This is a genomic window from Leptotrichia rugosa (assembly GCF_041200005.1).
Taxonomy (GTDB): Bacteria; Fusobacteriota; Fusobacteriia; order Fusobacteriales; family Leptotrichiaceae; genus Leptotrichia; species Leptotrichia rugosa.
Window position 1 is genome coordinate 1,038,637 of the sequence record NZ_CP165644.1, and the last position, 25,947, is coordinate 1,064,583.

The window sequence follows — 25,947 nt, forward strand, 5'->3', positions numbered from 1 at the left end:
TATGGTAAAAACACTGTTTTCACATATTGCTGAATATAAAAAAAGTACTTTAATTGCGCCAATTTTTATTGCGCTAGAAGCTATTCTGGAAATGCTTATACCGACACTTATGGCTTCAATCATTGATTTGGGATTAAATAAGGGAGATATGAGCTTTACTGTAAAAGTTGGAGCATTTACGCTAGTTATCGCGATGGTTTCACTTACAGCTGGAATTTTGGCGGGAAGATATGCGTCACATGCTTCTGCTGGGTTTGCTAAAAATTTGAGATGGGCGATGTTTAATAAAATACAGCAATATTCATTTACAAATATTGATAAATTCTCCACAGCTGGACTTATCACAAGATTTACAACCGATGTAAATAACATTCAAATGTCATTCCAACTTTTGATAAGAGCATTTTGCAGAGCGCCAGTTATGCTTGTTGTAGCGATGTTTATGTCGTTTCTAATAAGTCCAAAACTTTCAGTTATATTTTTAATTGCAATTATATTTTTAAGTTGCGTTTTGGCATTTATAATGTTTGGAGTTCATCCTTATTTCTCTCGTGCGATTAGAAAATATGATGATTTGAACATAAATTTGCAGGAAAATATAAACGGAATTAGAGTTGTAAAATCTTTTATTCGAGAAAAGTATGAAACAAATAAATTTAAAAAAGCTACAAAAGAATTAAAAGAGTTGATGTTAAAAGGGGAACGAATGATAGTTTTTATTGCACCAGCAATGCAGCTTACAATATTTTCATGTATTTTACTGCTATCTTGGCTAGGAGCAAAAATGATTGTTGTAGGAGATTTGACAACTGGACAGCTGACAAGTTTATTTGCGTATACAACAAACATTTTGATGAGCCTGCTTATGATGGCTATGGTTATGGTGAATATCGTTTTATCTCGTGAATCAGGGGAACGAATAGCACTTGTATTAAATGAAGAGTCAAGCATAAAAAATCCGCAAAATCCCATAAAACAAGTTAAAAATGGAGATATTGAGTTTAAAAATGTAAATTTTAGCTATAGCAATAATCCTGAAATATTAAATTTGGAAAATATTAATTTAAAGATAAATTCTGGACAGACCATTGGAATAATCGGCGGAACGGGAAGTTCAAAGTCGGCACTTGTTCAGCTTATTCCAAGACTTTATGATGTGATAAGCGGAGAAGTTCTTGTAAGTGGTAAAGATGTTAGAAATTATGATATAAAGACGCTTCGTGACAATGTAGCGATGGTCTTGCAAAAAAATGTGCTTTTTTCTGGAACAATAAAAGAAAATCTTCGTTGGGGAAATAAAAATGCAACGGACAGTCAAATTGAGCATGTGTGTAAATTGGCACAAGCTGATGAATTTATCCAAAAGTTTCCTGATAAATACGATACTTATATAGAGCGTGGCGGGACAAATGTTTCTGGTGGACAGAGACAAAGACTTTGTATCGCAAGAGCATTGCTTAAAAATCCTAAAATATTAATTTTAGATGATTCAACAAGCGCAGTTGACACGAAAACGGATAAATTAATAAGAAATGCGTTTAAAAATGAAATTCCACATATTACAAAAATAATTATCGGACAAAGAATTTCATCAATAATTGACTCAGATAAAATCATTGTCATGAATGAAGGAAAAATCGTAAATTTTGGAACACACGAAGAATTAATCAAATCTAGTCAGATTTATCGAGAAATTTACGAATCACAGACAGAAGGGAGTGAAAAATAATGAAAAAAATTGAGGAAAAAAATAAAAAAGAAAGAAAAGAAGAACTAGAAGAAAAGAAAAAAGATTCAAAAAAATCTCAAATAAAAGGTTTACTCAGACTTTTAAAATATATGTTTGAGCACAATAAAATTTTGACTGTATTAGTTATAATATTCATTTTATTAAGCACCCTTGGAATGGTTCGTGGGACAATGTTTACAAAAGAGCTGATGGACAATTTTATCGTGCCAAGCGTAAAACAATATAAATTGCATAAAAGTATTGATTATTCACTTCTTTTGGCGATTATTTCCAAAATGATAGCAGTTTATGGATTTGCAGTCATTTGTTCATACATTTATGGACTTATGATGATTTATATCGCTCAAGGAACACTAAAAAGTTTAAGAGATGATGTTTTTGTCAATATGGAAAGTTTGCCAATAAAATTTTTTGACACAAATGCGCATGGGGATATTATGAGTGTTTATTCAACTGATATTGACACTTTAAGAGCGATGATGGTGGAGAGCTTGTCACAGGTAATTTCATCAATTGTCACAATTATTGGAGTTTTAATTTCTATGTTTATTTTAAATGTGCCACTTACTTTTTTTGTCGTTTTTATGATAATCGTAATGATTTTTACGACAAAAGAAATTTCTAAAAGAAGTTCAAAAAATTATGTCGCACAGCAAAAAAATATTGGAGCTGTAAACGGATATGTTGAAGAAATAATCGAAGGATTGCGGGTTGTAAAAGTTTTTTCGTATGAAGAAGAAGCGAACAAAAATTTTGAAAAGTATAATGAAGAATTATTTAAAAGTGCCGACAAAGCGATGAAATATGCCAATATATTTGCAGTAGGAAATTTGGGAAATATTAATTTTGTGCTGACTGCCGTTATTGGTTCAATAATTGTCTATAACAACATTGCGGGATTCACCCTTGGCGGATTAGTTTCATTTTTGCAGTTTATAAAAGTGATTAATCAGCCAGTTTCTCAAATTGCACAGCAGCTAACTTCAGTTATATTGGCGGCAGCTGGGGCACAGAGAGTATTTGAGCTATTGGATCAAGTTTCTGAAAAAGATGAAGGTTATGTAAAATTGATAAATGTGAAAATTGATGAACACGGAAATATTACAGAAGTAAAAGAACATACTGGAAAATGGGCTTGGAAACACCCTCATTCAGATGGAACAGTAACTTATACAAAACTTCTGGGAGATGTTGTCTTTGAAAATGTAACTTTTGGTTATAATGAAAATAAAACAGTACTTCACAATATAAATTTATTTGCAAAGCCAGGGCAGAAAATAGCGTTTGTTGGAGCGACAGGAGCTGGGAAAACTACGATTACAAATTTAATAAATAAGTTTTATGATATTAATTCTGGAAAAATTCGTTACGATGGAATAAATATTGATAAAATTCATAAGTCAGATTTACGAGCTTCACTTGGAATAGTTTTGCAAGATACAAATTTATTTTCTGGAACGGTTGCTGATAACATACGATATGGTAAATTAGATGCGACAGATGAAGAAGTGAGAGCCGCAGCAAAATTAGCAAATGCGGATTATTTCATAACTCATTTGCCAAATGGCTACAACACAGTCTTAAGTGGAAATGGTGCAAGTCTTTCTCAGGGGCAAAGACAACTTTTGTCGATAGCAAGAGCAGCGATTGCCGATCCGCCAGTATTGATTTTGGATGAAGCGACTTCCAGCATTGACACAAGAACGGAAAAAATTGTGCAAGATGGAATGGATAAATTAATGGAAGGAAGAACGGTATTTATAATTGCGCACAGATTATCAACAATAAAAAATTCAGATGTGATAATGGTTTTGGATCAAGGAAAAATAATAGAGCGAGGAAATCATGAGGAATTAATCGCACAAAAAGGAACTTATTATCAATTATATACAGGTGGTTTTGAAAATCAGTAATTAATTTTAAAATAAATAAATTTTGAAATTTAAAAAGAAGAAGTTTTGAATTTCTTCTTTTTTATTTTATTTAAAAATTTAAATTATTTTTATAAAAGAAACTTTAATTTATTATCGGACATTAAATTTTTTACAATTAAATAATCTATCTAACAAAAAAATTAACACTTTGAAAAAATCATTTTTTGTTGTATAATTGAAACGTTCATTATTTTTTATTTTATTAAATAAAAATATTGTAACTTTAAGTAATGAAAATATTTTTGATTGTCATACAAAATAATAATAAATAAAAAATTGGAGATTTTATGAAAAATATAATTTTTACTATTTTGAAAATATTTGTTATTTTAATTTTTGTAGCATTTATTTTGGAAGAATATTTTGTGATAAAAGAGTATAAAAATGACGATAAATTAATTTATAAAAATAAAAAAATAGATTATGTGATCATTCTAGGAGCTAGAGTTTATGGTGAAAAACCAAGTGAGTCACTTGTAGAGAGAATTAAAAAAGCTAGTGAGTTCTTACAGAAAAATAATTCGGTAAAGGTAATAGCAACTGGAGGAAAAGGGTCGAATGAAAAAATTTCGGAAGCACTAGCGATTAAAAGGGAACTTTTGAAATTGGGAATTTCGGAAGAAAGAATTATTTTAGAAGATAAATCTCGAAACACCATTCAAAATTTTGAGTTTTCACTTAAAAAAATAAAAGAAGATAATCCACAAAAAAATAAAAAAAATATTTTGATTGTGACAAATAACTATCATATTTTTAGAGCAAAAAATATTGCAAAGTCTTTGGGATATGAAAAAGAAGGATATAAATTTTACGGATTACCAGCCAAGACTCCTTTGATTTTTATTCCAAAATCACATTTCAGAGAATTTTTGTCAAATATAAAATTTTTTATTTGGGATAAAAAATAAAAATGTTGTGAAAATTAAAAAAATATTATATAATTAATTAACAAGTCAAAAACGAAAGGATTAAAAAAATATGAAAAAATTAATGATATTTTTAATTGCGGGACTTAGTTTACAATCTTTTGCAAAAGTAAATGCCGGTGCTAATGTTATAGACAAGCCTCAGAATGAATTGACAAAAATTAACTCTTGCGAATTTTTAAACAAATCAGATGACCTTTTGAAAAGAGTGATTTCTCAAATAAAATCGGGAAATAAAGCTAATGAAATTTTTTGTGATTCTGATGGGACAAAAATGGTATATTATTTACTGCAAAATGGGAATTATGACCTGAATATAGGTATTGCAATTAAAGTTGATAACAATACGACAAATTCTGAATTTAAAGAAACTTTTTATAAAAAGCTGGATGAATATAAAAATCTTTTGAAAACAATAAATACAGCAAAAATAAAAAAAGAAAATCTTCCAGATAGTGAAGTTGTGAGATTTTACGGACAAATAGATGAAAATAAATTTTTTGTAATTGGTAAATTGGTTTATGATATGAAAACGAAAACATACAGAGTAGTGGGAAGTACGCAAGGAAAAGAGTTGTTTGACAGAATATCTTTGTTTGACCGATTGGATTCTGTGACTTACAGTGATGAAATTTATTTTTAAAAAATAAGCGTTAAGGAGAAAAGTATGAAAAGAATTAGAAAAGCTGTTATTCCTGCAGCGGGTCTTGGGACTAGAGTATTACCTGCAACAAAAGCACAGCCGAAAGAAATGTTGTCAATCGTTGACAAACCGGCGCTTCAGTATCTAGTTGAAGAATTAGTGGAATCTGGAATTGAAGAAATTTTAATTATTACAGGTCGGAATAAAGTTTCGATTGAAAACCATTTTGACTACTCTTTTGAATTAGAAAAGACATTGGAAGAAAATGGTAAATTAGAATTGCTCAAAGAAGTGAATAAAATTTCCGAAATGTCCAATATTTATTATGTAAGACAGAAAAAACCGTTTGGACTAGGTCATGCAATAAGTTGTGCCGAAGCATTTGTTGGAAATGAACCATTTGTCGTACTTTTGGGAGATGATATCATTTATACAGATAAATCAAAAGGAGAAGTTCCTGTAACAAAGCAATTAATTGAAAAGTACAGTGAATTAGATGGAGGAAATATTTTAGGAGTACAGGAAGTTTTACAAAAAAATGTTTCTAAATATGGAATCATAAAACCGAAAAATCAAATTGACGCAAAAACTGTGATGGTGGAAGATTTTATTGAAAAACCTTCAATTGAAGAAGCACCAAGCAGAATGGCAGCTCTGGGACGATATGTTTTAGAGCCTGAAATATTTTCGTATTTAAAAAACACAAAACCTGGAAAAGGTGGAGAGATTCAATTAACCGATGCTATTTTAGCAATGAAAAAAGATAAGGACAGGTTATACGCTTACAATTTTGAGGGAAATAGATATGATACTGGAGATAAATTTGGAATGTTTGTAGCAAATGTTGAATTTGGACTTAGACATCCTGAATTAAAAGATAGAGCAAAAGAATATCTGAAAGAATTGGCAAAAAAATTGTGAATTTTTGAAAAAATTAAATAAAAAATAAAGGAGAATCTTAAGTTAAGGTTCTTTTTTTATAAAAAATAGAGATAATATCTGTATAGATATTATCTCCTCCAAAGTCTTAATTTTAATTTTCAATTCTACAATTTGAAAATTATATTGATTTTTCTGATTGATTTACAAGTAACAGAAAACTTGCTATAAATATTATGTAAAAAATAAATTTTAAATTAAATACAAATTGTTGACTTTTTAACTAAACGGATTAATTGCCCATCTAAATGTTTTGTTGTAAAAACTACTGTCTAAACTAGAAACCATTACTTTTCTACCTCCAGAAGAAGCATGAATAAATTGGCTATTTCCCATATAAATTCCTACATGTGAAATTCTACCTTTTCCAGTTGTTTCGAAAAATACTAAATCACCTTTTTTCATGTTCATTGATGAAATTCTTGGTTTATATGCGGCTTGTGAACTTGAAACTCTAGGTAAGTCTACATTAGCAGCTTTTTTGAAAACATAACCAACGAAGCCAGAACAATCAAATGTATTTGGTCCTGTAGCACCCCATACATATGGCGAACCTAATTTAGTTTGTGCAAAACTGATAACTTTATCTCTTACTGCATTTGAAGTAGGATTAGCATAGCTATTATAACTATTCGCAGGTTCCACCTCTCTTTTTATAGTCAAATCAGTATTTTTGTAATGATTCTTGATTGTACTTTCTAAGTCTGCAAAAGATACTGCAGAAATAAGCAAAGCTCCAGCTAGTATCAATATTTTTTTCATTGTAACCTCCTATCTACCTTTGAACTTTGGTATACACATTATAGCAAGGCACACTTTTTATATTGTTTGATAAATTATATTTTTATCTTAGAAAAATGGCAAAAAAATCAGAAAAATTTCGATAAAACATTGATTATTAAAGGTTTTTTATCAAATATAAAAAAATTTAAAAAAATTATTAATTTTTAAAAAAATTCAAGAAAATCAATAAAAAAATTATCTTTTAAAGACTTATTTAAAAGATTTGTTTAAAATAATATTGACAAATTAACTTCCAATATTGTATTATTTAAGTGTGAAAAAGAAAATTAAAAGACGGGAGAGAAAAAAGAATGAGTAAATATTTTGAAACGATAAATTTTTGGATTGAAAATTTATTGGATTCTACGGAAAATTATATGATTGAAAGCAGTGAGAAAGGTAGACATATTGATGTTACAATTAATGTGATAAAAGAAGATATGGGAAAAGTTATCGGAAAAAATGGAAGAATTATCACGGCTCTTCGTGTTCTCATTTCTTCAATTGCCAAAAAAGACAAGAGATCTGTAAAAATTGAAATAAAAGAGATGTAAGGGAAAAATTTATGAAGAGTTTTAAACTTAGAATATATTATTATGATACTGATAAAATGGGAGTTGTTTATCACTCAAATTATTTGAAATGGATGGAAATTGCAAGAACTGAATATTTTAGAGATATTTTACCCTATAAGAACATAGAAAATATGGGATTTATTTTGCCAGTCAAGTCTCTTAATATCGAATATATTGACTCGGCTAAATATGACGATGAAATTGAAATTTTTGTAAAAATTGAAGAAATCAATAGTATAAAAATAAAATTTTACTATGAAATGTATGACTCTAATAAAGTTTTAAAAGCAAAAGCACGAACAGTAAATGTATTTGTAGATAAAAATGGAAAATTAAAAAGAATTTCAAAAGAGATGTTAGAAATTTTAAAAAAATAAATTTTATTAAAATACAATAAAAAATTTTTGAGAAAGAGGATTTTTAGATGAAATTAGTTATCGGAAATGATCACGCAGGAGTGGAATTTAAAGAAAAATTGGTAAAGGCGCTCAAAGGAAGAGGACACGAGATTATTAATGTTGGAACGGATTCATTGGAATCGGTTGATTATCCAGATATTGCAGCACTTGTAGGTGAAAAAGTTTTAGACGGGAAAGCTGAATACGGGATACTTATCTGTGGAACAGGGATTGGAATTTCAATTGCAGCAAATAAAATTAAAGGAATCAGAGCAGCACTTGTTCACAATGAATTTACAGCAAGACTTGCTAGACTTCACAACGATGCGAATGTCATTGCATTGGGAGCCAGAGTAATTGGAGATGAATTGGGACTTGCATGTGTTGAAACATTTATAAATACTGAATTTGAAGGTGGAAGACATGCTAGAAGAGTCGATAAAATAGAAAGATAATTTTAATTTAATTAAAAAATAAAGTTAAATGAAACTTGCAAAAAAAATAATTTAGGCAGATTAGATGGAGATAAAAGAGATAACAGTAGAATAAATATAGAAAGGATAAAAAAAGTTATGTCAACAATTTTTAAAAAAATAATAGATAAAGAAATACCAGCAAATATAGTTTATGAAGATGATGATTTTTTGGCTTTTTATGATATTCAGCCACAAGCTAAAGTTCATGTCATTGTGATACCTAAAAAAGAAATTAAGAATTTAGATGAAGCAACTGAAGAAGATGTACTGGTACTAGGAAAATTGCAATTGACAATTGCAAAAATTGCTCGTAAATTGGGAATTTCTAAGGATGGTTACAGAGTTATTACAAATATAAATGAAAATGGTGGACAAACAGTTTTTCATATGCATTATCATATTTTAGGTGGAGAAAAATTGCCAGAAAATTTTAAATAATAAAGATAAATAAAAAAATTTAAAGATTTTATATAATTTAACTATAAAAAATTTAATTATTGAAGAAAAAAAGAGAAAGAGAAAATAAATTTAATGAAAGATATAATAGCAAGTTCAGATAATAAGTTTTATAAATTGTTAAAAAAGTTGGATAAAAAAAAGTATAGGGATGAAAACAGTATTTTTAAAGCTGAAGGTGAAAAATTTTTAGGCGAAAATATAAATTTTAATAAAATTATTGTGAAAGAATCAAAATTTGAATATTTTGAAAAAAAATATAATATTTCTCAAAATGAAAATTTGACAATTTTAAAAGATAATTTATTTGACGAAGTTTCAACACAGGAAAATAGTCAAGGAATAATTTTTTTATACTCCAAAAATTTGAATACGATTTTAGATATAAAAGGTGACGTTGTAATTTTAGATGATATTCAAGATCCTGGAAACGTTGGAACAATTATTAGAACAATGATTGCAACGGGTTTTTATAACTTGGTTCTTACGAAAGGGTCAGTAGATGTCTATAATCCAAAAACTGTGAGAGCGACTATGAGCGGGATTTTCAAATTAAATGTCATTTATGAAACGCCTAAAAATATTGTAAAATTTTTGAAAGAAAATAATTATTTGACAATTTCAACAGCATTGTATAAAGATTCTGTTTCATATGAGAAAATAGAATTAAAGGAAAAAAATGCTTTTATTTTTGGGCATGAAGGTGGTGGAGTTTCAGATTATATGATAAATAATTCGGATATAAAAGCAATAATTCCTATATATGGAAATATTGAATCCCTTAATGTAAGTGTTGCGGCTGGAGTTTTTTTATATAAAATGAAGGAAAAAATTATTGGCAAAAAATAAGAAAAATATCACAGTCATTGTCATTAAATTGATTGTGATTTTTTTAGTAAATTTCAAATAATTTTATTTTTTATAAATAAAAAATTATTAAAATAAAGTAAAATTATTTAATAAATTTTCAAAATAACTTGAAAGAACAATGGAATTTTGGTAAAATAAGAATTATATGTAATATTATAATATTTTAGTAAAAATTTTAAAAGCAAAAAGAGTTTTGAAAAAATTTCTTGTTGAAATTAACTTTTAAAAATGTTACCATAAATAAAAATGGTAAAAATTTTATAAAATAAAAAGCATAGGAGGTAAAAATTTTGAAAAAAGTTTTGATGATAATATCAATATTAGCATTTGCAAGTCTTTTAAATGCAAATAATAATGATTCTTCAAAAGATGTTAAAAAGCCAGTTGAAATTATAATAAATAATGGCGCAAGTAATAATGGAAACTCAAATCCAAATCCAAATCCAGTTAGAAGCGGAAATCAGACAATTAGAAACTCAATAGGAAATATTACGATAAATTCTGACTACACTTCGGAAGGGCAAAATTATAGACAAAGATTTATAATTCTTCACTATACAGCGATTGGAAAGGAAGGTTCGCTTAAAACTTTGACAAAAGAGGAAGTGAGCGCACATTACTTAGTTTCTGACGAAAAAAATGATCCAGTTTATTATTTAGTAGATGAAAGCAAAAGAGCTTGGCACGCAGGAGCCAGTGAATGGAAAACAACTAAAAATCTAAATGATAGTTCAGTTGGAATTGAAATTGTAAATGATGGTGATGCACATGGATCATTCGTTCCATATAAAAATTTTCAAATAAAAAATGTCGCTGTTCTTGTAAAATACTTGGCTGATAAATATCAGATACCTGCAACAAATATTTTGGGACACGAAGATATAGCGCCTCAAAGAAAATCTGATCCAGGTCCTTTATTCCCTTGGCAAGAATTATATCAAAAATATAATATTGGAATGTGGTATGATAATGACAGAAAACAAGCCTATGAAGCACAATATTCAAGTGCTTGGAATACCGTTACACCATCAGTAGTACAAACTGAGTTAAAAAAGTTTGGTTATGCAATAGATATTACAAACGGATGGGATAAACAGACTCAAAATGTAATAAAAGTATTTCAGCATCATTTCAGACCATCAAAATATGATGGAAAAATTGATTTAGAAACATTTGCGATTCTAAAGGCATTAAATGAAAAATACAATAATAAATAAGTTAATTTTTATACAAGAAAAGAGGGAAAATGAAAGAGAGATTTTCAGATAGAGTACAAAATATGCAATATTCACCGATTAGGAAACTTGTTCCTTATATTGATGAAGCAAAAAAAGAAGGAGTAAAAGTTTACCAATTTCATATTGGTCAACCTGATGTGGAAACTCCGGATACTTTTTTTGAAGGATTGGATAATTATAAGGAAAAAATTGTAAAATATGCAAATTCCGCAGGAATACTGGAGCTCCGAGAAACATTTGTAAAAGCTTATAAAAAAGTGGGAATAGATATTTCAACAGAGGAAATTTTAATAACTCAAGGTGGGAGTGAAGCGATTCAGATTTCACTTCAGACAATTTGTAATCCAGGTGACGAAATTTTAGTTCCAGAACCTTATTACACAAATTATGATAGTTTTTTAAGAGCGGCTGATGCAAAATTAGTTCCAATTGAAACTGTTATCGAGAATCATTATCACCTTCCAAAGAAGGAAGAAATTGAAAAATTGATTACACCTAAAACTAAGGCGATATTATTTTCAAATCCATCAAATCCGACAGGAATTGTATTTACAAAAAAAGAGATGGAAATAATAAAAGAAATTGCACTAAAATATAATTTATTTGTAATTTCCGATGAAGTTTATAGACAGTTTATCTACGATGAAGAGATTGAATCGCAATATCAGTCATTTTTAACAATGAAAGAAATTGAAGACAGAGTTATTTTGGTTGACAGTATTTCAAAACACTATAGTGCATGTGGAGCAAGAATCGGAGTTATAGCTTCAAAAAATAAAGAGTTTATAGCTCAAGCGCTAAAATTTTGTCAAGCTAGACTTTCTGTATCGACAATTGAGCAATATGCGAGTGCAAACTTGATTAACACTCTTGACACTTATATAGACAACACAAAATTGGAATATAAAGTTAGAAGAGATATGATTTTTAAAAATATAACAAAAATTCCAGGAGTTATTACCTATAAGCCTAGCAGTGCCCTGTATTTGGTTGCGGAATTACCTGTGGATGATATTGAAAAATTTGTAATTTGGCTGCTTACAGAATTTAGATATAAAAATCAGACATTGTCATTTGCATGGATTTTATACGACACCTAAAAGGGACTAAAGAAGCTAGATTTTCATTTTGTACACATAACTTGATTGAAATTGAAAATGGAATGAAAGTTTTAAAACATGCCTTGGAAGAATATAATAAAAACAATAAATAAATTATTTTTAAGGAGATGAGTAAAATATGAATTTTGTTTATATTTCACCACAATTTCCAAAGACAAACTGGGAATTTTGTGACAGATTAAAAAAATGGAGTAACTGTTTTAGGAATAGCAGATGCCGAATATGATAGTTTAGATGTCAAATTAAAAGATGCTCTGACTGAGTATTACAAAGTGTCGTCTTTAGAAAATTATGATGAAGTTTTAAAAGCTGTGGGATTTTTTACACATAAATATGGGAAAATAGACTGGATTGAATCAAATAATGAATATTGGTTAGTTAATGATTCAAGACTTCGTACAGATTTTAATGTTACGACAGGAATCCAATTTAATAAAATTTCAGGAATAAAAGAAAAATCAAAAATGAAAAAGTCTTATAAAAAAGCTGGAATTCCAACAGCAGATTATTCAATGGTAACAACTTTGGCAAAAGCTAAAAAATTTATTGAAAAAGTAGGTTATCCTGTTATTGTAAAACCTGACAACGGTGTTGGAGCAAGTGACACTCATAAAATTTCAAATGAAGAAGAATTAAAAACTTTTTTTAAAACATTAAATAAAGACGTAAAATATATAATGGAAGAATATATTGATGGAGATTTGGTTTCCTATGATGCGATTATAAATTCAAAAGGAGAGCCACTTTTTGAAACAGGGATTTTTGAACCAACAATTATGGATGTGGTAAATGAAGGATTAGACGTTTATTATTATGTTGAAAAAGAAATGCCACAAAAGCTTCTTGAAATTGGAAGAGTTGCAGTAAAAGGATTTGGAGTAAAAAGTAGATTTATTCACTTGGAATTTTTCAAATTGAGAAAAGATAAAGAAGGGTTGGGTAAAAAAGGTGATTATATCGGACTTGAAACAAATATGCGTCCTGCAGGTGGATATACACCAGATATGTACAATTATGCAAACAATACGGATGTCTATCAAATTTGGGCTGATATGGTAGCTTTTGATGAAATAAGAAATGCCAATTTAAACGAAAATCTTGAAAAAAATTATTGTTTTTATGCAAGTAGAAGAGATAACAACGAATATGTTTACTCACATGAACAAATAAAAGAAAAATATGCAAATGAAATTATGATGGATGAAAGAATGCCGGATATTTTCGCTGGAGCGATGGGAAATTATATGTATACCGCAAAATTTAAAACAGAAGAAGAAATGAACGAATTCAAAAAAATGGTTCACGAGAAAAAATAAGGAGAGAATATGCAAATAGAATATATAAGAGAGTATAGTCCCATACTTGATAGAGAAGTGGAGTTTAAAAGATATGGTTATTCTGGAAAGCCAGTGTTGGTATTTCCTTCACAAGATGGAAATTGCAATCAATATGAAGAATTTGGAATGATTGATGTTTTGTCGGATTTTATTGAACAGGGGAAGATTCAAGTTTTTTGTGTGGGAAGTGTTGATCTTGAAAGCTGGTCAGATTTAAATGGAAATCCTAGATATAGAATCGAAATGCAGGAGAGATGGTTTGAGCACATTTGCTATGAAATGGTTCCTAGAATCCAATATATTTCTTGGAGAAGCGATATAATTGTTACAGGATGCAGTATGGGTGGATCTCACGCTGGAATTTTATTTTTCCGTAGACCAGACTTGTTTGATACATTAATTTCTTTAAGTGGACAATTTGATGCGAGAATGTTTTTGGTAACTATATGGATGACTTGGTTTACAACAATTCGGTGGTTGACTTTTTGAAAGATATGCCTTGGAATCACCCTTATTTGGATTTGTATAGACAAAAGAATATAATTATTTGTATTGGACAAGGGGCATGGGAAGGAGAACTTCTTCCAAGTAATAGAGAACTTGATAGAATTTTATGTGAAAAACAAGTTCCTGCTTGGTTTGATTACTGGGGATTTGATGTCGCTCACGACTGGCCTTGGTGGCGAATCCAGATAAGATATTTTATGGAACATATTTTATAAATTAATAAAAAAACATATATTATTAAATTAGTTTAACTAATAAAATTTTATATGTTTTTTTTTAAAATTTTTATTTTTTTAATTTTTCCAAAATATCTTTTAGTCCATTTGCAAAAGACGCTGGATTAAATTCAGTTATCGCATATTCTGCCAAGCCATTCATATAATATGGATCGTTCTCAAAAATTTCTTCCAATTCTTTTTTTGTAACATTATGAGCAATAATAACAGCTCCGTCAATAGGATTTTTTCTTCCTACAACTAAAAATTTTCCAGAAAGAATAAAATTTTTAACATATGCCAAGTGTTCCTCTCTTTTTTTGTCAACTTCGTCTAGATTCTTTTTGTAAGTTGAAATAATCGCAAACATACTTATTTTTAATAAGATTCCTTTCTTTTTTGTATATTTTAGCATAAATTTTAAATTAATAAAAGATAAAAAATAAAGTTTTTTAATTAATTATAAAGATGTTATAAAATTTATTATTTCATATATATATGAATGAAATCAAATATATTTAAACTAAATTTTATCCTATTAGTTCTTTTCGGCTTCTTAAATTTTTTCTTAATATAATTTCGTCTATTATTACGAAGATGAAAGAGAAACTTGTGATACAAAATTATCTTTTGGAAAGCAGTATAAATATAAAATTTTTAAAAAGTGAATAAAAAAAATTTGTGGATATAAAATTGATAATGGGTATGCTGAAGATGGCTATTTCCAAAGCAGGAACGCTGAATTTGAGCCTTAGATTATTTTCAAGAAAGAAATTATTGGAATTGAAGGTCAGAAGATTAAAAAAATTGTTATTCAAAATTTTCAAACATATGATAGCAAAAGATTTCTTTTTATGGTATACTGTTATATGAAGTGCTAAGTGTTCATTTGGAAAACAAAATAAAAGTAAATTTGCTTAAATTTTTTAATAAAATAAATGGAAATTTTAAACCACCTATTATAATAGTTGACTATAAATAATTGTCAATTGTAAAATTTTAGAAGTTCGAAGTTAGGAGGAAAAAATGTATGGGAATTTTTGATTTTTTTAATAAACCTGAGGAAAAAAACATAATTCCGAAGAGAAAAAAAAGAAACCGAAACTAATAAAAAAAATTTGTTGATGAATTCAAAATAGTCAAAGATGCTAGTGAATTAGAAGAAGTTTCCTGTTATGACAATTTTGGAAAAGAAATAAAAATGAAAAAAAGAATGGATACAAAAAAATTAGAGCCTGCAATAAAGAAGAACTGGAATAATGTAGAAAATTTACATCCAGTAATTATAGATGCTTTCTCAAAAAATTTATACAACGAAGTCAAAGAAGCTGTTTTCAGGTTCTATGCCAAAGACCATAATTTTGAGAGAAAATTAAATTTGCTGGGAACGTTTTATATTAAGACAGGTACTCCAGAACAAGCAATAGAGCTTTATGAGAGAAATTTAAACAGCGAAAATATGACGGAGTCACTTTGTATTTCTTATGCAGAAGCGTTGGAAATGGAAGAAAAGTATTCAGAAGCTGAAAAAAGTATTTGGATGCATTAGAAAAAAATCCAAATTCCTCAGTAGCATTTAAAAGATATTTTGATATTGTGAAAAAGAGAAGCAATTTGGAATATGAAAGTAAATTGGAAAAATTATCTTCAATAAAGGGAAATTGGCGTGCAAAAGTCATGGAAGCTGTAGTTTTTTTTAAGCACGGAAATAGGGAAATGGGCAATTTTTATTTGATGTCGGCATTAAAAGAATCTAGTTATAATTCTGAAGTAATGAGTCTTACTTCGAGTATCTATATTTTAAATCAGATGTATGAGGAATTTGAGAAATATGTCTTGCCATATTATACTCCTGAAAAACACGGAGTTCAGACGACTTTAAATGTATTGGAATACTATTATTCAAAAAGAAAATATAACGAAGGACTGGAACTTTGTAAGTTTGTGTCAAAATATCCTTGGATTGAATATTATAGGAAATTTATGAAATTGGAAGAAAAATTTTTAAAGTTGAAAATAAAAAAGACAGAGAGTAGAAATAAAAATGAAAAAAATAAGTTGCTTCCAAAAAATAAATTTTTTTCAACAAATAAACCAATTTGGTACTATGAGTTTAATAAACCAGAATTTTTGTTAAATCAAACTAAAAGAGTGAAACCTAATATTTTGATTTTACCATTGACTTCGATTGGAGAAAAATCTGAAGTTGCAGAGAACTTGGCGATTTCTTTGCCACTTTATTTAAATGAAAATTTGCACTATAAAACAAATCTAAATTATCAGGTAGCAATTGTTTATCGAGGTGAAAATTTATTTGTTCCAAAATCAAAATATAGTGTTGATTATATGAAAAAAATAAGGGAATCAAATACAAATTTAAATTATATCTTGTCGGGAAATATTTTAAAAACTAAAAATGTTGAAAGATATGAAATAGAAATTTATCTGTATGATGTTTTTAATGAGCAAAAATTAATGCTTGTAAGTAGAGCATATGATGAACAAAATCTTTTTCAGGTACAAAATGATTTGCTGAAAAAAATAAATAATTTTTTTGATAGAAATATTGCGATAAAATATGAGAAAGATATGGGGAATTTAGTTTTATTTTCTCAGAAATTAAAATTTTTATTGGAGCCGAAAGAATACAAGAAACATCATTCCTGGCGATATAAGAAACTTCTTTCAGACCAGATTGATGTAGTTTTGGAAGATAGAAAAAATGACTTGAAAAAAATAAATTTACTAGCTTTGCTGTATGAAGTTAAAAGAACAAACAGTCAATTATTAAAAGAACAAAAACCTTTGATTTACAGTATGAATATTGAAGGAATATTTGAAACTCAGACATTAAAAGTTTTAGCACCGATTATTTTTAATATTTTTGATGATGAAGAGAATTTTTTAGCCAATTTAGAAGCGTTAAATATTACAGATTCAACTTATGTTGAATGGGTAAAAAGATTTATTGAAAATGAAAGTTAGTTTGGGAGAATTTTATGAAAACTAAAAAAATAGAAGAAAAAATAATAAAAAAATTTAACAAAAATTCGTCAGAAATAAGAAAATTTGTAAATTTATTTAGAAATTTAGTGGGAATACTTATATCTTTTCGTTTTATAACTTTAAATTTAGATTTTTATAGCACTATTTTTAAAGAATTTTCCAATAATAGAATTCATTATATAACCAGTCATTTGGTTTCTACAAGTTTTCTTTTTTGGATTTTTCTTTTTTGGACAATTTTTTTTGTTTACAAAAAAGGAAATAAAGAAAATTTAAGTTTTAATATCACATTTTTAATTTTTATTGCAATTTCAATGTCTGTAGATATTTCAAGAGTTTTTTTGGAAAGTTCGCCATATTTCAATGATTTGGTAACTTCCTCACAAGAGTTGGCAATGCGGATAGGATTAATAAGAGTAGCGTATATATTTTTTTCAATTTCTTTAATCTTTTGCATGTGTAATACAAAAAATTTTTTTTTAATAGCAATTTCAATATTAACTTTTGCAAATTCAGTAATGATTTGGTTGGATTTTGATACAAATATCACAGCAATTTTAAGAGTGATAGTAGGAATTATGTGCATTTTATTTTATGTATATGAAATAGTGACTTCAAATTTTATGAAAAAAGAATCTAATAATTAAAGATTAAAATAAAGTAATTTTTAAACTCCAGTAATTATTTATAGTAAAAATTAGACTATAAATAGTTATTAGAGTTTTTTTTTTATTTATTCAAATTTTTTAGTTTTAATAATAAAACATCTCTATTCAAAAAATATTATCGGACGTTATTTGTTATAAAAAAATATTAAATATTTTGTTCATATAATCCAAATAGTCAATAGTCGATAATAAAAAAAGAGACTAATGTCTCTTTTAAAATTTAAAACTATAAGATAATTTGACGCTTCTAACTTATTTTTACTATCGTTTCAAAGTAGAGCAGCATAGCCATTCAAAATTGTATTCTTCCGTTATCATACATTTCTGTTATGTCTTTTTTTATCGTAGGATTTTTTCTATGTGTTCTTTTGCTATTTATATTTAATATTCTTTTTTACTATTTTAAATATGGTTTCCTCATATATATCTTTGATTTTTTTTATTTCTATAGTAAATTTAGAAGCAAATAAACATTTTATAAATTTAATCTAAACATTTTTATTTGACCAATTTATTTTTAAAACTAAAATAAAAAATAAAATTCCAGCACACATATTTGAAAATAAATTTCCCCAAAAAACAGAGTAAACTCCTAAAAATGACTTTGTAAAAAGAATGAATAAATATCTAAAGAACCAAATTCTTAATACAGACATAAACATTGGAACCTTTGTTCGACCAAGAGCAATGAAAACTCCTTGACAAACGCAGAAAATTCCGAAACTTATCACGGAATAAGTATAAATATTTAAAGCTTTGTTCGCAATTTCCAAAACAGCTTTTTCCCTTGTAAAAGATAAAGTTAATACTTCATCTAAAGGAAGAATTAAAGCAATTATTAAAATTGCTATAACTATGCTTGTTGCTATTCCGCAGTAAAAAATCTTTTTAGACTTTTTAATATTTCCGATTCCCATGTTCATACTTACCATGCTTGTAACGGTTATTCCAATGGAAGCTGGTAAAATGAAACAAATTGAATTTATATTTGATGCAATTCCTTGAGCATTTAAGGATATTGCACCATATTTTTCCACTTCTGTATTTATTAAGAAAAAGCCTAATTGAATTAACATATAACTTATCATTGATGGAAAACCTATTCGGAGTAATTTTTTCACGATAGGAGGAATAAATTTATATTTTTTTATTTCTAGACGCATATCATCTTTTTTTATAAACAAATCATGATACATCCAAATTGTTACGACAACATATGAGCAAAATGTTGCAATTACCGCTCCAAATATTTTTAATTTAAAAAAATATAAAAAAACTGTATTGAAAATAATTTTTAAAATAAGCAGGATAAAAATTCTTATTAGGGGAACTTCTGGTCGTCCAATGGAATTTTTTATCGCATTATAAATCGAAGCTAGAAAATTGAATGGAATGACCAATGAATAAAGCGAGATATAAATAAATACATTATTTTTTATCTCTGGAGTTGTATATTCAGCTATAAAAAAAGCTAAAATTACGCAGACTGGGATTAATCCTAAACCGATAAAAAAGCTAAATACAAAAATTTGTAAAGTTGTTTCTTTTACAGCACGAATAATTCCACGACCATAGAGTTTTCCAATCATTGCCATTGCAGCGGCACCAAGTCCCTGCGAGAGAGCTATCATTGTGTTTAAAATTGGTTGACTAAATGAAACTGAACTTGCGACAAGTACACCACCTAAATTATTTAAGAAAAGTCCGTCTGAAAGCGGGATTAACGCTTGAATTATTCCAACCATGAGAGTTGGGACGGATAAAAATAAAAGTGTTGTTAAAATATTTCCATTTAAAATCATTTCACGGCGTTCTTCTGCCGATTGCTTTGAAAATAACATATAAATCTCTCCTTTTCTATAAAATAAATTTTTTTATATTTTTAAAATAATATTTTTCAGGTTGCTAAACTATATGATAACATTTAAAAGAAAAAAAATCAAATATTTATTTTTATGATTTTTATGTTACAAAATAGCAGAACAAAATTATTTTTTTAATAAAATAAATATGTTTGCATATCTTAAAATCGTTTGATATAATATTAATATAAATATTTAAAAAATTTTTAAAAACTAATTATATGTTAGAAACAAAGAAAGGAATTTGAAGAGATTGAAAAATTTTACATTTGATAATACAAAAAAATTAACAAAAAATAAAAAATATACTCAAGCTGAATTATTTAAAATGGTTTCAGAAAATGAAGATTTGAGAGAAAAAACAGAAGCATTATTTGCATTGGACTTTAAAGATTTAACATTGGTAAAGGATGAATATCCAGATTATGAATTTAATATTGATGGAAAAGTTTTTACCGAAGATGGTGGAGCTGGAGTTTATATTTTGCTGGAAGATGGCAGCATTGGCTATGTCTGTTTTGATTTTCCGCTTGAATGCGGGAGAATTGCTGAAAATTTGGCGGAATGGTTTGAACTACTTTTAAATTGTGCTAATTTTTGGTGGAATTATGCGAATAGGGAATATTTGGAAAATTTTGAAATGCTGGAAAAGAAAGTGGAAAAAGCTGAACCAGAAGGGCGAGAAAATTTTGAAGATACTTATGGGGACGATATGCCATCTTATCTTGAATTGCAAAAGGAATTGTCGGAGAAACTGGATATAAAAATATACGACAATATTGCAAAAGATGTTTTACAAAGATTTTTTAAAACGGCGGAAAGAAAGCCTAAATTTATAACAAAGTATGTTCCAGATGATGAAATTGTAAAAGACTTAATAAAGGAATTAGGAAGATAATCTATAAGAATTAAATAGATACAGATCCAGAACTAACTATTGACAGGGCATTGGAAACATATTTGAAAAAAGGATATTCAAAAGAATGGATAAATCAGAGATTACAGGCGATTCAAGTTAGAAGGGAATAGAATATGCAATTTTTACAGATGAAATTTCAAAGGCATGGTCTGGGTTGGCAACTAGAGAATATAAAGATTTAAAAGGATTAAAAAAAGAGAATTTAAGGGATGCTTGTACTTAATATGCTTGCAGAAGCTGCAACAGCAGAATTAACTAATATTCATAATTCAAATGGCTTGGAAGAAAATAAAAAAGTTGCAAAACGAGGTGGAACAATAGCAGGAAATACTAGAAAAGAGATTGAAGCAGATACTGGAAGATCTGTTATTACAACTAAAAATGCAGTAGATTTTTCTAAATTAATTGAAGATGTAGTAAAAGATATTCCTGATATAGTTAAAAATTGTAAAGATAAAGAAAAAAGCAAGGAATGAATTAAATATGGCTTCAAGTAAAGAATATTTAAATTTTGTATTGGAACAGTTGTCGGAAGTGGAAAATATTAGATATAGAGCAATGATGGGAGAATATATTCTTTATTATAGGGAAAAAGTTATTGGTGGGATTTATGATGACAGGTTTCTTGTAAAGGCTGTAAAATCGGCAAAAGAGCTTATTCTGAATGCTTTGCATGAAATTCCTTATGAAGGAGCAAAGGAAATGTTGCTTGTTGATGATGTTGAAAATAAAGAGTTTTTGAAAAATTTATTTGAAGCGATGTATGATGAACTTCCTGTTTTAAAGAGAAAAAAGAAACAATAGAAATAAAGAAAGGTAAAAAAGAAATGTCAAAAAAAGAAATTTTTAAAATTGGATCACATGTGGGAATGAGTGGGAAAGATATGCTTTTGGGATCGGTTAAGGAAGCGGTTTCTTATGGATCGAATACATTTATGATTTATACTGGAGCTCCGCAAAATACTCGAAGAAAACCAATCGAAGAACTGAATATTGAGGCTGGGCTTAAACTTATGAAAGAGAATAATATTGACATTGATGATATTGTTGTGCATGCTCCTTATATAATTAATCTTGGGAATGCGGTAAAGCCTGAAACATTTGAGATTGCAGTGCAATTTTTGAGAACGGAAATAGAAAGAACAGATGCAATAGGTGCACCTAGAATAGTGCTTCATCCTGGAGCTCATGTTGGGGAAGGTGCGTCGACTGGGATTAATAAGATTATTGAAGGATTGAATGAAGTTTTGACAAAAGAGCAGAAAACTACTGTGGCACTTGAGACGATGGCTGGAAAAGGTACGGAAATTGGGAGAAGTTTTGAAGAAATTGCAAAAATCATTGATGGTGTAAAATTAAAGGATAAACTGACAGTTTGTTTTGATACTTGCCATGTTCACGATGCTGGATATGATATTGTGAATGATTTTGAAGGAGTTATTGAACAGTTTGACAAAATTGTTGGAATTGACAGAATTTCAGTTATTCACTTGAATGATAGTAAAAATGTGTGTGGTGCACATAAAGATAGACACGAAAATTTGGGATTTGGAAACATTGGCTTTGAAGTGTTAAATAAAATTGCACATTTTGAAAAATTTTCTCATTTGCCAAAGATTTTGGAAACACCTTATGTGGCTTTGAGCGATGATAAAAAGGCTAAAAAAGTTCCGCCGTATAAATTTGAGATTGAGATGTTGAGAAATGGGAAGTTTGATGAAGACGTGATGGAGAAAATAAAAAATCAGTAAAATCTTTTTTAGATAGTTGTGTAGGCAAAATTTTTAAAAATCAAGCAGGAATAGAATTTACGGCAGCAAGGAATTAAGACTTTCACTAGAAAATGTAAAATAAAGTAAGAAAATTAAATGTAAAAAATGCTCTGTTTATTAGAATTTTTATACCTTTGGAAATAACTATACGATAAAAAATAAGGAGATTTGTGGAACATTGAAAAAATTACAAGAAGATTTTTTTAAAAAATTAAATAGTATAATAAAAGATATGGCATATCAGCTAGAATATGGAATATCAGATGAATGGGAAAAAATGTACTTTCGTGCAGATATGGATGATAATTTTGGTGGAAAAGTAAATTTTTACTTTAATACGACTGAAAACAAAGAATATAAGTGTTGTACAGAGATTCCTAAAATGTATAATGTACCCGAAAAAGAATATTATGAATATTTTGGAAAGGTGTATGAATCATTAATATTCTTGAAAGAGTTATTTTTAGAATATAAACGGACAACTTGGAAGGCGATAACTATAATTGTAGATAAAAAAATGACAATAAAAACAGATTATGATTATACGGATTGGTTAAGTAGCCCTTATGATTCAGATTTATTGCTAGAATATTTTTTTAAGTATAAATATTTGGGGGAAATGCCTAAAACTGAAAATCAGGAAAAGTTATTTAAAGAAATTGAAAAATATCAGAAACGAGTAGTTACATGCGTTTCGAATAAAAAATAGTATATTTAATAAAGCAAGATGAAACTACAAAAAATAATAGAAAGAAGTGATAAAAATGACAAAAAATAAAGAATTGACAAAAAAGGAAATGCTTGAAATATTTAACAGAAGATATGCGTGCAAAAAATATGATAAGGCAAAAGTTGTTTCAGACGAAGATTTTATGGCAATTATTGAGGCAGGGAGACTTTCTCCTAGTTCATTTGGGCTTGAGCCTTGGAAATTTATTCTTGTGAAAAATGAGGAAATGCTGAATGACATGAGAGAGTTTGCTTGGGGGGCGATTAATAGCTTGAATGGGGCGAGCCATATTGTTATGGTGCTAGCTAGAAAAGGTGTTACTGGTGATAGCGAGTATTTTGATAGAATTGGGAAGGAAATAAAAAATATTTCTGATGAAAATTTGAAGATCAGAAAAGAATTCTTTACAAAATTTCAAAAAGAGCATTTTAAGTTGCTGGAAAGTGAAAGAGCATTATTTGACTGGGCTTCAAAACAGACTTACATTACAATGGTAAATATGATGAATATGGCTGCGGCTCTTGGGATTGACAGCTGTGCGATTGAAGGATTTAATAAAGAAATAGCTGAAAAGTATTTTTCTGAAAAAGGTGTGTTTGATTTGAAGGAATATGGAATTTCATATTTTGTAAGTTTTGGATATAGAGACGAAGAGATTACTCCAAAAACTAGAAGAAAACTTTCGGAAGTTTATGAGGTTGTTGAGTAATAATTTATAAATTTTTTAGAGAAGAAATATTAAAAATAATGTAAATCTGAAATTCTCAGATATATTTTAACGATTAGATATAAAAAGAAAGAAGTGGTAAAAATGTCAAAAGATACAGAATTAAAAAGAAAAGAAATTATAGAAGTATTTAATAGAAGATATGCATGTAAAAAGTTTAGTACAAAAAAGAGAGTGTCTGATGAAGATTTGAAAACAATTATAGAAAGTGCGAGATTGTCGCCAAGTTCGTTTGGACTTGAACCTTGGAAATTTTTATTGTTAAGAAATGAAAAGATGAGAGAAGATTTTAAGGAGTTCTCAACTGGAGCTATAAATAGCTTGAATAGAGCAACAGAAATTGTGATAATTTTGGCTAAAAAGGGAATTACTGCGGATAGTGAATTTTTCAGACATAGCTATAAAGATGTAAAAAAATTGCCAGATGATGTTTTTGAAATTAAGAAAAATAGTTTTTCAATGTTGCAGGAAAAAAATATGAAATTATTGGAAAACGAAAGAACTCTTTTCGACTGGGCTTCAAAGCAAACTTACATTGCACTTGGAAATATGATGACTGTTGCAGCTTATTTGGGAATTGACAGCTGTGCAATTGAAGGATTTAATAAAGAAAAAGTCGAAAAATATTTGTCAGATATGGAACTTCTTGACTTAAGTGAATACGGAGTTTCTGTGATGGTAAGTTTTGGGTACAGGGATGAAGAACAGCCTAAAAAAATAAGAAAGCCGCTTTCAGAAGTTTTGGAAATAATTGAATAATTTATAGAAATTCTAAAATTACGATATGAAGAAAATAAAAAGGAGCTTTGAATGAAAAGAAGACTTTTAATTGTGTTAATTTTATTATTAACGGTGTCGTGCGGTGAGAATAAAATAGAAAAAATATATGAAGAAGAATTAATGAATTTAAAAATTAATGGGTATGATGATTCAAAACAATTAAGTAAAAATGATATAAAAGAGATAAAAAAAATGCTTAAAAAAAATTTTAAAAATTTAGGAGTAACAGCTGTAACAAAAGATGGAAGATTTTTTATAAGTAAATACGTTACCAATCCTAAAAACAAAGAACAAACTGCAAAAGAAGTAGCAATAGAAAGACCCGATATTACTGATACTATCGGAGAATGGTGTAAAAGTAAAGGAATAAAGTTTAAAGTTATCTTTGTTGCTTTTTTTGACAAAGAACAAGATAAACGAATTAGTCAGTCAATGTATCATTCTCATATTTTAGAAATTGAATATGAAGATAAAGATTATAAAAAAGCATTGCAAGAAGGCTTTTCTAAATATGCAAGAGCCACAAGATTTTAAAATAGGAAATATTTTTCTAAAAAAAGATGTGTTTGATTTGAAAAAATAAAATAGGAAATTTCGTAATTATAAATTAATTTATTGACAGAAAGAGGATTTTTATGAAAAAAATTTTTTTAATTATGTCTTTAGTAATGGCATTTGCATGTGGAAATAAAAATAAAAGTAGCGTAGATAAGAATAAAAAAATTGAAAAAAATACAGCTGCTGAGCAAGTGAAACAAAATCAAGAGGAAAAAACTGATTTTGATAAACTTAGTAAAAAAGAACAGGAAGAATATTTACAAAAACTGGAAAAGATAGAAGCAAAATATGAAAAGGAATTAATGGAATTAAAAATACCAGAATTCAATAAGTCCCAAACTAATGATTCTAAGCAACTGACTGAAGAAGAGGTAAAGGAAATAAAGGATGTATTACGTAAAAAATTTAAGAGAATAGGGTTGACAGCTGCAACAAAAGATGGCAGATTTTACATAATAGAAGTTATTACCGATGGAAAAAATAAAGAACAGACTGCAAAGGAAGTTGCTCTTCAGAGACCTGATATTATTGACACTATTGGTGAATGGTGTAAAAATAAAGGAATGGAATTTAAAGTTATTTTTGTTGAATTTTATGATAAAGTTCAAAAGAAAAAGATTAGTCAGTCTGCATACCATTCTCACCTTTTGGAAATTCAGTATGAAGATAAAGAATATAAAGATGCACTAAGAGAAGGATTTTCTAAATATAAGAGGGCTACAAAATTTTAAAATGAAAACATTTTTATAAAAAAGTG

At 28.0% G+C, this 25,947-nt stretch carries 30 protein-coding genes and 1 pseudogene; 28 read left to right on the plus strand and 3 right to left on the minus strand.

Annotated features, from left to right (window positions below):
• Position 1 precedes the first annotated feature (1 nt).
• The 5 genes from AB8B22_RS05045 (at position 2) to galU (ending at position 6,174) form a co-directional block, all read left to right on the plus strand.
• Positions 2-1,729 (plus strand): ABC transporter ATP-binding protein, encoded by a 1,728-nt coding sequence (locus AB8B22_RS05045; protein ID WP_369711911.1) that lies wholly within the window; start codon positions 2-4, stop codon positions 1,727-1,729.
• On the plus strand, positions 1,729-3,663 hold the full coding sequence (locus AB8B22_RS05050; RefSeq protein ID WP_369711912.1) for an ABC transporter ATP-binding protein: 1,935 nt from the start codon (positions 1,729-1,731) through the stop codon (positions 3,661-3,663). The genes AB8B22_RS05045 and AB8B22_RS05050 overlap by 1 nt, the downstream gene beginning before the upstream one ends.
• A 308-nt stretch (positions 3,664-3,971) precedes the next feature.
• Positions 3,972-4,592, plus strand: coding sequence for a YdcF family protein (locus AB8B22_RS05055; RefSeq protein ID WP_094080427.1), 621 nt, complete (start codon positions 3,972-3,974; stop codon positions 4,590-4,592).
• A 70-nt stretch (positions 4,593-4,662) separates the two neighbouring features.
• Positions 4,663-5,253, plus strand: coding sequence for a hypothetical protein (locus tag AB8B22_RS05060; RefSeq protein ID WP_237048615.1), 591 nt, complete (start codon positions 4,663-4,665; stop codon positions 5,251-5,253).
• A 24-nt stretch (positions 5,254-5,277) separates the two neighbouring features.
• Positions 5,278-6,174 carry a UTP--glucose-1-phosphate uridylyltransferase GalU gene (gene galU / locus AB8B22_RS05065; RefSeq protein WP_369711913.1) on the plus strand — a complete coding sequence of 299 codons (897 nt, stop codon included), beginning with the start codon at positions 5,278-5,280 and terminating at the stop codon, positions 6,172-6,174.
• Between the two features lie 237 nt (positions 6,175-6,411).
• Here the strand turns inward: galU and AB8B22_RS05070 are convergent, their stop codons facing one another.
• Complete coding sequence (locus AB8B22_RS05070) at positions 6,412-6,954, minus strand: C40 family peptidase (RefSeq protein WP_094080429.1); 543 nt, start codon at positions 6,952-6,954, stop codon at positions 6,412-6,414.
• Positions 6,955-7,286: 332 nt separating this feature from the next.
• On the opposite strand from AB8B22_RS05070, the gene AB8B22_RS05075 reads away from it, so the two are divergent.
• The 10 genes and pseudogenes from AB8B22_RS05075 to AB8B22_RS05120 all read left to right on the plus strand — a co-directional run bounded on the left by AB8B22_RS05075 (position 7,287) and on the right by AB8B22_RS05120 (position 14,168).
• The gene (locus tag AB8B22_RS05075) at positions 7,287-7,529 is read left to right on the plus strand and encodes a KH domain-containing protein (protein ID WP_094080430.1); all 243 of its coding nucleotides are present in this window, start codon (positions 7,287-7,289) and stop codon (positions 7,527-7,529) included.
• Positions 7,530-7,540: 11 nt separating this feature from the next.
• On the plus strand, positions 7,541-7,927 hold the full coding sequence (locus AB8B22_RS05080; RefSeq protein WP_094080431.1) for an acyl-CoA thioesterase: 387 nt from the start codon (positions 7,541-7,543) through the stop codon (positions 7,925-7,927).
• A 47-nt stretch (positions 7,928-7,974) separates the two neighbouring features.
• On the plus strand, positions 7,975-8,403 hold the full coding sequence (rpiB, locus tag AB8B22_RS05085) for a ribose 5-phosphate isomerase B (protein WP_094080432.1): 429 nt from the start codon (positions 7,975-7,977) through the stop codon (positions 8,401-8,403).
• 117 nt (positions 8,404-8,520) lie between these two features.
• Positions 8,521-8,862: a histidine triad nucleotide-binding protein gene (locus AB8B22_RS05090; RefSeq protein ID WP_094080433.1), complete on the plus strand. Its 342-nt coding sequence runs from the start codon at positions 8,521-8,523 to the stop codon at positions 8,860-8,862.
• Between the two features lie 93 nt (positions 8,863-8,955).
• Positions 8,956-9,729, plus strand: coding sequence for a TrmH family RNA methyltransferase (locus tag AB8B22_RS05095; RefSeq protein ID WP_314079723.1), 774 nt, complete (start codon positions 8,956-8,958; stop codon positions 9,727-9,729).
• A 311-nt stretch (positions 9,730-10,040) separates the two neighbouring features.
• Positions 10,041-10,967, plus strand: a complete 927-nt coding sequence (locus AB8B22_RS05100; protein WP_369711914.1) for an N-acetylmuramoyl-L-alanine amidase — start codon at positions 10,041-10,043, stop codon at positions 10,965-10,967.
• Positions 10,968-10,996: 29 nt separating this feature from the next.
• Positions 10,997-12,201: pseudogene (locus AB8B22_RS05105) on the plus strand (pyridoxal phosphate-dependent aminotransferase).
• A 180-nt stretch (positions 12,202-12,381) separates the two neighbouring features.
• Positions 12,382-13,425, plus strand: a complete 1,044-nt coding sequence (locus tag AB8B22_RS05110) for an ATP-grasp domain-containing protein (protein WP_369710300.1) — start codon at positions 12,382-12,384, stop codon at positions 13,423-13,425.
• Between the two features lie 9 nt (positions 13,426-13,434).
• Positions 13,435-13,935 carry a hypothetical protein gene (locus tag AB8B22_RS05115; protein WP_369710301.1) on the plus strand — a complete coding sequence of 167 codons (501 nt, stop codon included), beginning with the start codon at positions 13,435-13,437 and terminating at the stop codon, positions 13,933-13,935.
• Positions 13,932-14,168 carry a hypothetical protein gene (locus AB8B22_RS05120; protein WP_369710302.1) on the plus strand — a complete coding sequence of 79 codons (237 nt, stop codon included), beginning with the start codon at positions 13,932-13,934 and terminating at the stop codon, positions 14,166-14,168. The genes AB8B22_RS05115 and AB8B22_RS05120 overlap by 4 nt, the downstream gene beginning before the upstream one ends.
• 70 nt (positions 14,169-14,238) lie before the next feature.
• Here the strand turns inward: AB8B22_RS05120 and AB8B22_RS05125 are convergent, their stop codons facing one another.
• Entirely contained in the window at positions 14,239-14,583 is a 345-nt protein-coding gene (locus AB8B22_RS05125) for a YciI family protein (RefSeq protein ID WP_369710303.1), read from the minus strand.
• Positions 14,584-14,849: 266 nt separating this feature from the next.
• Between AB8B22_RS05125 and AB8B22_RS05130 the strand changes: the two genes are divergently transcribed.
• From AB8B22_RS05130 to AB8B22_RS05145, 4 genes are all read left to right on the plus strand, one after another.
• Positions 14,850-15,041 (plus strand): hypothetical protein, encoded by a 192-nt coding sequence (locus tag AB8B22_RS05130; protein WP_369710304.1) that lies wholly within the window; start codon positions 14,850-14,852, stop codon positions 15,039-15,041.
• A 328-nt stretch (positions 15,042-15,369) separates the two neighbouring features.
• Positions 15,370-15,717 carry a hypothetical protein gene (locus AB8B22_RS05135; RefSeq protein WP_369710305.1) on the plus strand — a complete coding sequence of 116 codons (348 nt, stop codon included), beginning with the start codon at positions 15,370-15,372 and terminating at the stop codon, positions 15,715-15,717.
• Positions 15,705-17,153, plus strand: coding sequence for a hypothetical protein (locus AB8B22_RS05140; RefSeq protein ID WP_369710306.1), 1,449 nt, complete (start codon positions 15,705-15,707; stop codon positions 17,151-17,153). The genes AB8B22_RS05135 and AB8B22_RS05140 overlap by 13 nt, the downstream gene beginning before the upstream one ends.
• 14 nt (positions 17,154-17,167) lie before the next feature.
• The gene (locus AB8B22_RS05145; protein WP_369710307.1) at positions 17,168-17,821 is read left to right on the plus strand and encodes a hypothetical protein; all 654 of its coding nucleotides are present in this window, start codon (positions 17,168-17,170) and stop codon (positions 17,819-17,821) included.
• Positions 17,822-18,330: 509 nt separating this feature from the next.
• Here the strand turns inward: AB8B22_RS05145 and AB8B22_RS05150 are convergent.
• Complete coding sequence (locus AB8B22_RS05150) at positions 18,331-19,683, minus strand: MATE family efflux transporter (RefSeq protein WP_369710308.1); 1,353 nt, start codon at positions 19,681-19,683, stop codon at positions 18,331-18,333.
• Positions 19,684-19,957: 274 nt separating this feature from the next.
• On the opposite strand from AB8B22_RS05150, the gene AB8B22_RS05155 reads away from it, so the two are divergent.
• The 9 genes from AB8B22_RS05155 to AB8B22_RS05195 all read left to right on the plus strand — a co-directional run bounded on the left by AB8B22_RS05155 (position 19,958) and on the right by AB8B22_RS05195 (position 25,921).
• A complete protein-coding gene (locus AB8B22_RS05155) occupies positions 19,958-20,602 on the plus strand; it encodes a hypothetical protein (protein ID WP_369710309.1) in 645 nt (214 codons plus the stop codon).
• A 230-nt stretch (positions 20,603-20,832) separates the two neighbouring features.
• Positions 20,833-21,099, plus strand: coding sequence for a hypothetical protein (locus tag AB8B22_RS05160; RefSeq protein WP_369710310.1), 267 nt, complete (start codon positions 20,833-20,835; stop codon positions 21,097-21,099).
• A gap of 7 nt (positions 21,100-21,106) precedes the next feature.
• Positions 21,107-21,427, plus strand: a complete 321-nt coding sequence (locus AB8B22_RS05165; protein ID WP_369710311.1) for a TfoX/Sxy family protein — start codon at positions 21,107-21,109, stop codon at positions 21,425-21,427.
• Positions 21,428-21,450: 23 nt separating this feature from the next.
• The gene (locus AB8B22_RS05170; protein ID WP_369710312.1) at positions 21,451-22,374 is read left to right on the plus strand and encodes a deoxyribonuclease IV; all 924 of its coding nucleotides are present in this window, start codon (positions 21,451-21,453) and stop codon (positions 22,372-22,374) included.
• Positions 22,375-22,573: 199 nt separating this feature from the next.
• Entirely contained in the window at positions 22,574-23,104 is a 531-nt protein-coding gene (locus tag AB8B22_RS05175) for an immunity protein YezG family protein (RefSeq protein WP_006804263.1), read from the plus strand.
• A 55-nt stretch (positions 23,105-23,159) separates the two neighbouring features.
• The gene (locus AB8B22_RS05180) at positions 23,160-23,834 is read left to right on the plus strand and encodes an NAD(P)H-dependent oxidoreductase (RefSeq protein ID WP_369710313.1); all 675 of its coding nucleotides are present in this window, start codon (positions 23,160-23,162) and stop codon (positions 23,832-23,834) included.
• A 102-nt stretch (positions 23,835-23,936) separates the two neighbouring features.
• The gene (locus AB8B22_RS05185) at positions 23,937-24,611 is read left to right on the plus strand and encodes an NAD(P)H-dependent oxidoreductase (RefSeq protein WP_369710314.1); all 675 of its coding nucleotides are present in this window, start codon (positions 23,937-23,939) and stop codon (positions 24,609-24,611) included.
• Between the two features lie 51 nt (positions 24,612-24,662).
• Complete coding sequence (locus AB8B22_RS05190; RefSeq protein WP_369710315.1) at positions 24,663-25,166, plus strand: hypothetical protein; 504 nt, start codon at positions 24,663-24,665, stop codon at positions 25,164-25,166.
• Between the two features lie 101 nt (positions 25,167-25,267).
• Positions 25,268-25,921 (plus strand): hypothetical protein, encoded by a 654-nt coding sequence (locus AB8B22_RS05195; RefSeq protein ID WP_369710316.1) that lies wholly within the window; start codon positions 25,268-25,270, stop codon positions 25,919-25,921.
• Positions 25,922-25,947 lie beyond the last annotated feature (26 nt).

Bases quoted from the DNA above. Each gene is read 5' to 3' on its own strand.
- AB8B22_RS05045 (WP_369711911.1), top strand. From the start codon at position 2: ATGGTAAAAACACTGTTTTCACATATTGCTGAATATAAAAAAAGTACT.
- AB8B22_RS05050 (WP_369711912.1), top strand. From the start codon at position 1,729: ATGAAAAAAATTGAGGAAAAAAATAAAAAAGAAAGAAAAGAAGAACTA.
- AB8B22_RS05055 (WP_094080427.1), top strand. From the start codon at position 3,972: ATGAAAAATATAATTTTTACTATTTTGAAAATATTTGTTATTTTAATT.
- AB8B22_RS05060 (WP_237048615.1), top strand. From the start codon at position 4,663: ATGAAAAAATTAATGATATTTTTAATTGCGGGACTTAGTTTACAATCT.
- galU (WP_369711913.1), top strand. From the start codon at position 5,278: ATGAAAAGAATTAGAAAAGCTGTTATTCCTGCAGCGGGTCTTGGGACT.
- AB8B22_RS05070 (WP_094080429.1), bottom strand. From the start codon at position 6,954: ATGAAAAAAATATTGATACTAGCTGGAGCTTTGCTTATTTCTGCAGTA.
- AB8B22_RS05075 (WP_094080430.1), top strand. From the start codon at position 7,287: ATGAGTAAATATTTTGAAACGATAAATTTTTGGATTGAAAATTTATTG.
- AB8B22_RS05080 (WP_094080431.1), top strand. From the start codon at position 7,541: ATGAAGAGTTTTAAACTTAGAATATATTATTATGATACTGATAAAATG.
- rpiB (WP_094080432.1), top strand. From the start codon at position 7,975: ATGAAATTAGTTATCGGAAATGATCACGCAGGAGTGGAATTTAAAGAA.
- AB8B22_RS05090 (WP_094080433.1), top strand. From the start codon at position 8,521: ATGTCAACAATTTTTAAAAAAATAATAGATAAAGAAATACCAGCAAAT.
- AB8B22_RS05095 (WP_314079723.1), top strand. From the start codon at position 8,956: ATGAAAGATATAATAGCAAGTTCAGATAATAAGTTTTATAAATTGTTA.
- AB8B22_RS05115 (WP_369710301.1), top strand. From the start codon at position 13,435: ATGCAAATAGAATATATAAGAGAGTATAGTCCCATACTTGATAGAGAA.
- AB8B22_RS05125 (WP_369710303.1), bottom strand. From the start codon at position 14,583: ATGCTAAAATATACAAAAAAGAAAGGAATCTTATTAAAAATAAGTATG.
- AB8B22_RS05135 (WP_369710305.1), top strand. From the start codon at position 15,370: ATGAAAAAAAGAATGGATACAAAAAAATTAGAGCCTGCAATAAAGAAG.
- AB8B22_RS05145 (WP_369710307.1), top strand. From the start codon at position 17,168: ATGAAAACTAAAAAAATAGAAGAAAAAATAATAAAAAAATTTAACAAA.
- AB8B22_RS05150 (WP_369710308.1), bottom strand. From the start codon at position 19,683: ATGTTATTTTCAAAGCAATCGGCAGAAGAACGCCGTGAAATGATTTTA.
- AB8B22_RS05160 (WP_369710310.1), top strand. From the start codon at position 20,833: ATGCTTGTACTTAATATGCTTGCAGAAGCTGCAACAGCAGAATTAACT.
- AB8B22_RS05165 (WP_369710311.1), top strand. From the start codon at position 21,107: ATGGCTTCAAGTAAAGAATATTTAAATTTTGTATTGGAACAGTTGTCG.
- AB8B22_RS05170 (WP_369710312.1), top strand. From the start codon at position 21,451: ATGTCAAAAAAAGAAATTTTTAAAATTGGATCACATGTGGGAATGAGT.
- AB8B22_RS05180 (WP_369710313.1), top strand. From the start codon at position 23,160: ATGACAAAAAATAAAGAATTGACAAAAAAGGAAATGCTTGAAATATTT.
- AB8B22_RS05185 (WP_369710314.1), top strand. From the start codon at position 23,937: ATGTCAAAAGATACAGAATTAAAAAGAAAAGAAATTATAGAAGTATTT.
- AB8B22_RS05190 (WP_369710315.1), top strand. From the start codon at position 24,663: ATGAAAAGAAGACTTTTAATTGTGTTAATTTTATTATTAACGGTGTCG.
- AB8B22_RS05195 (WP_369710316.1), top strand. From the start codon at position 25,268: ATGAAAAAAATTTTTTTAATTATGTCTTTAGTAATGGCATTTGCATGT.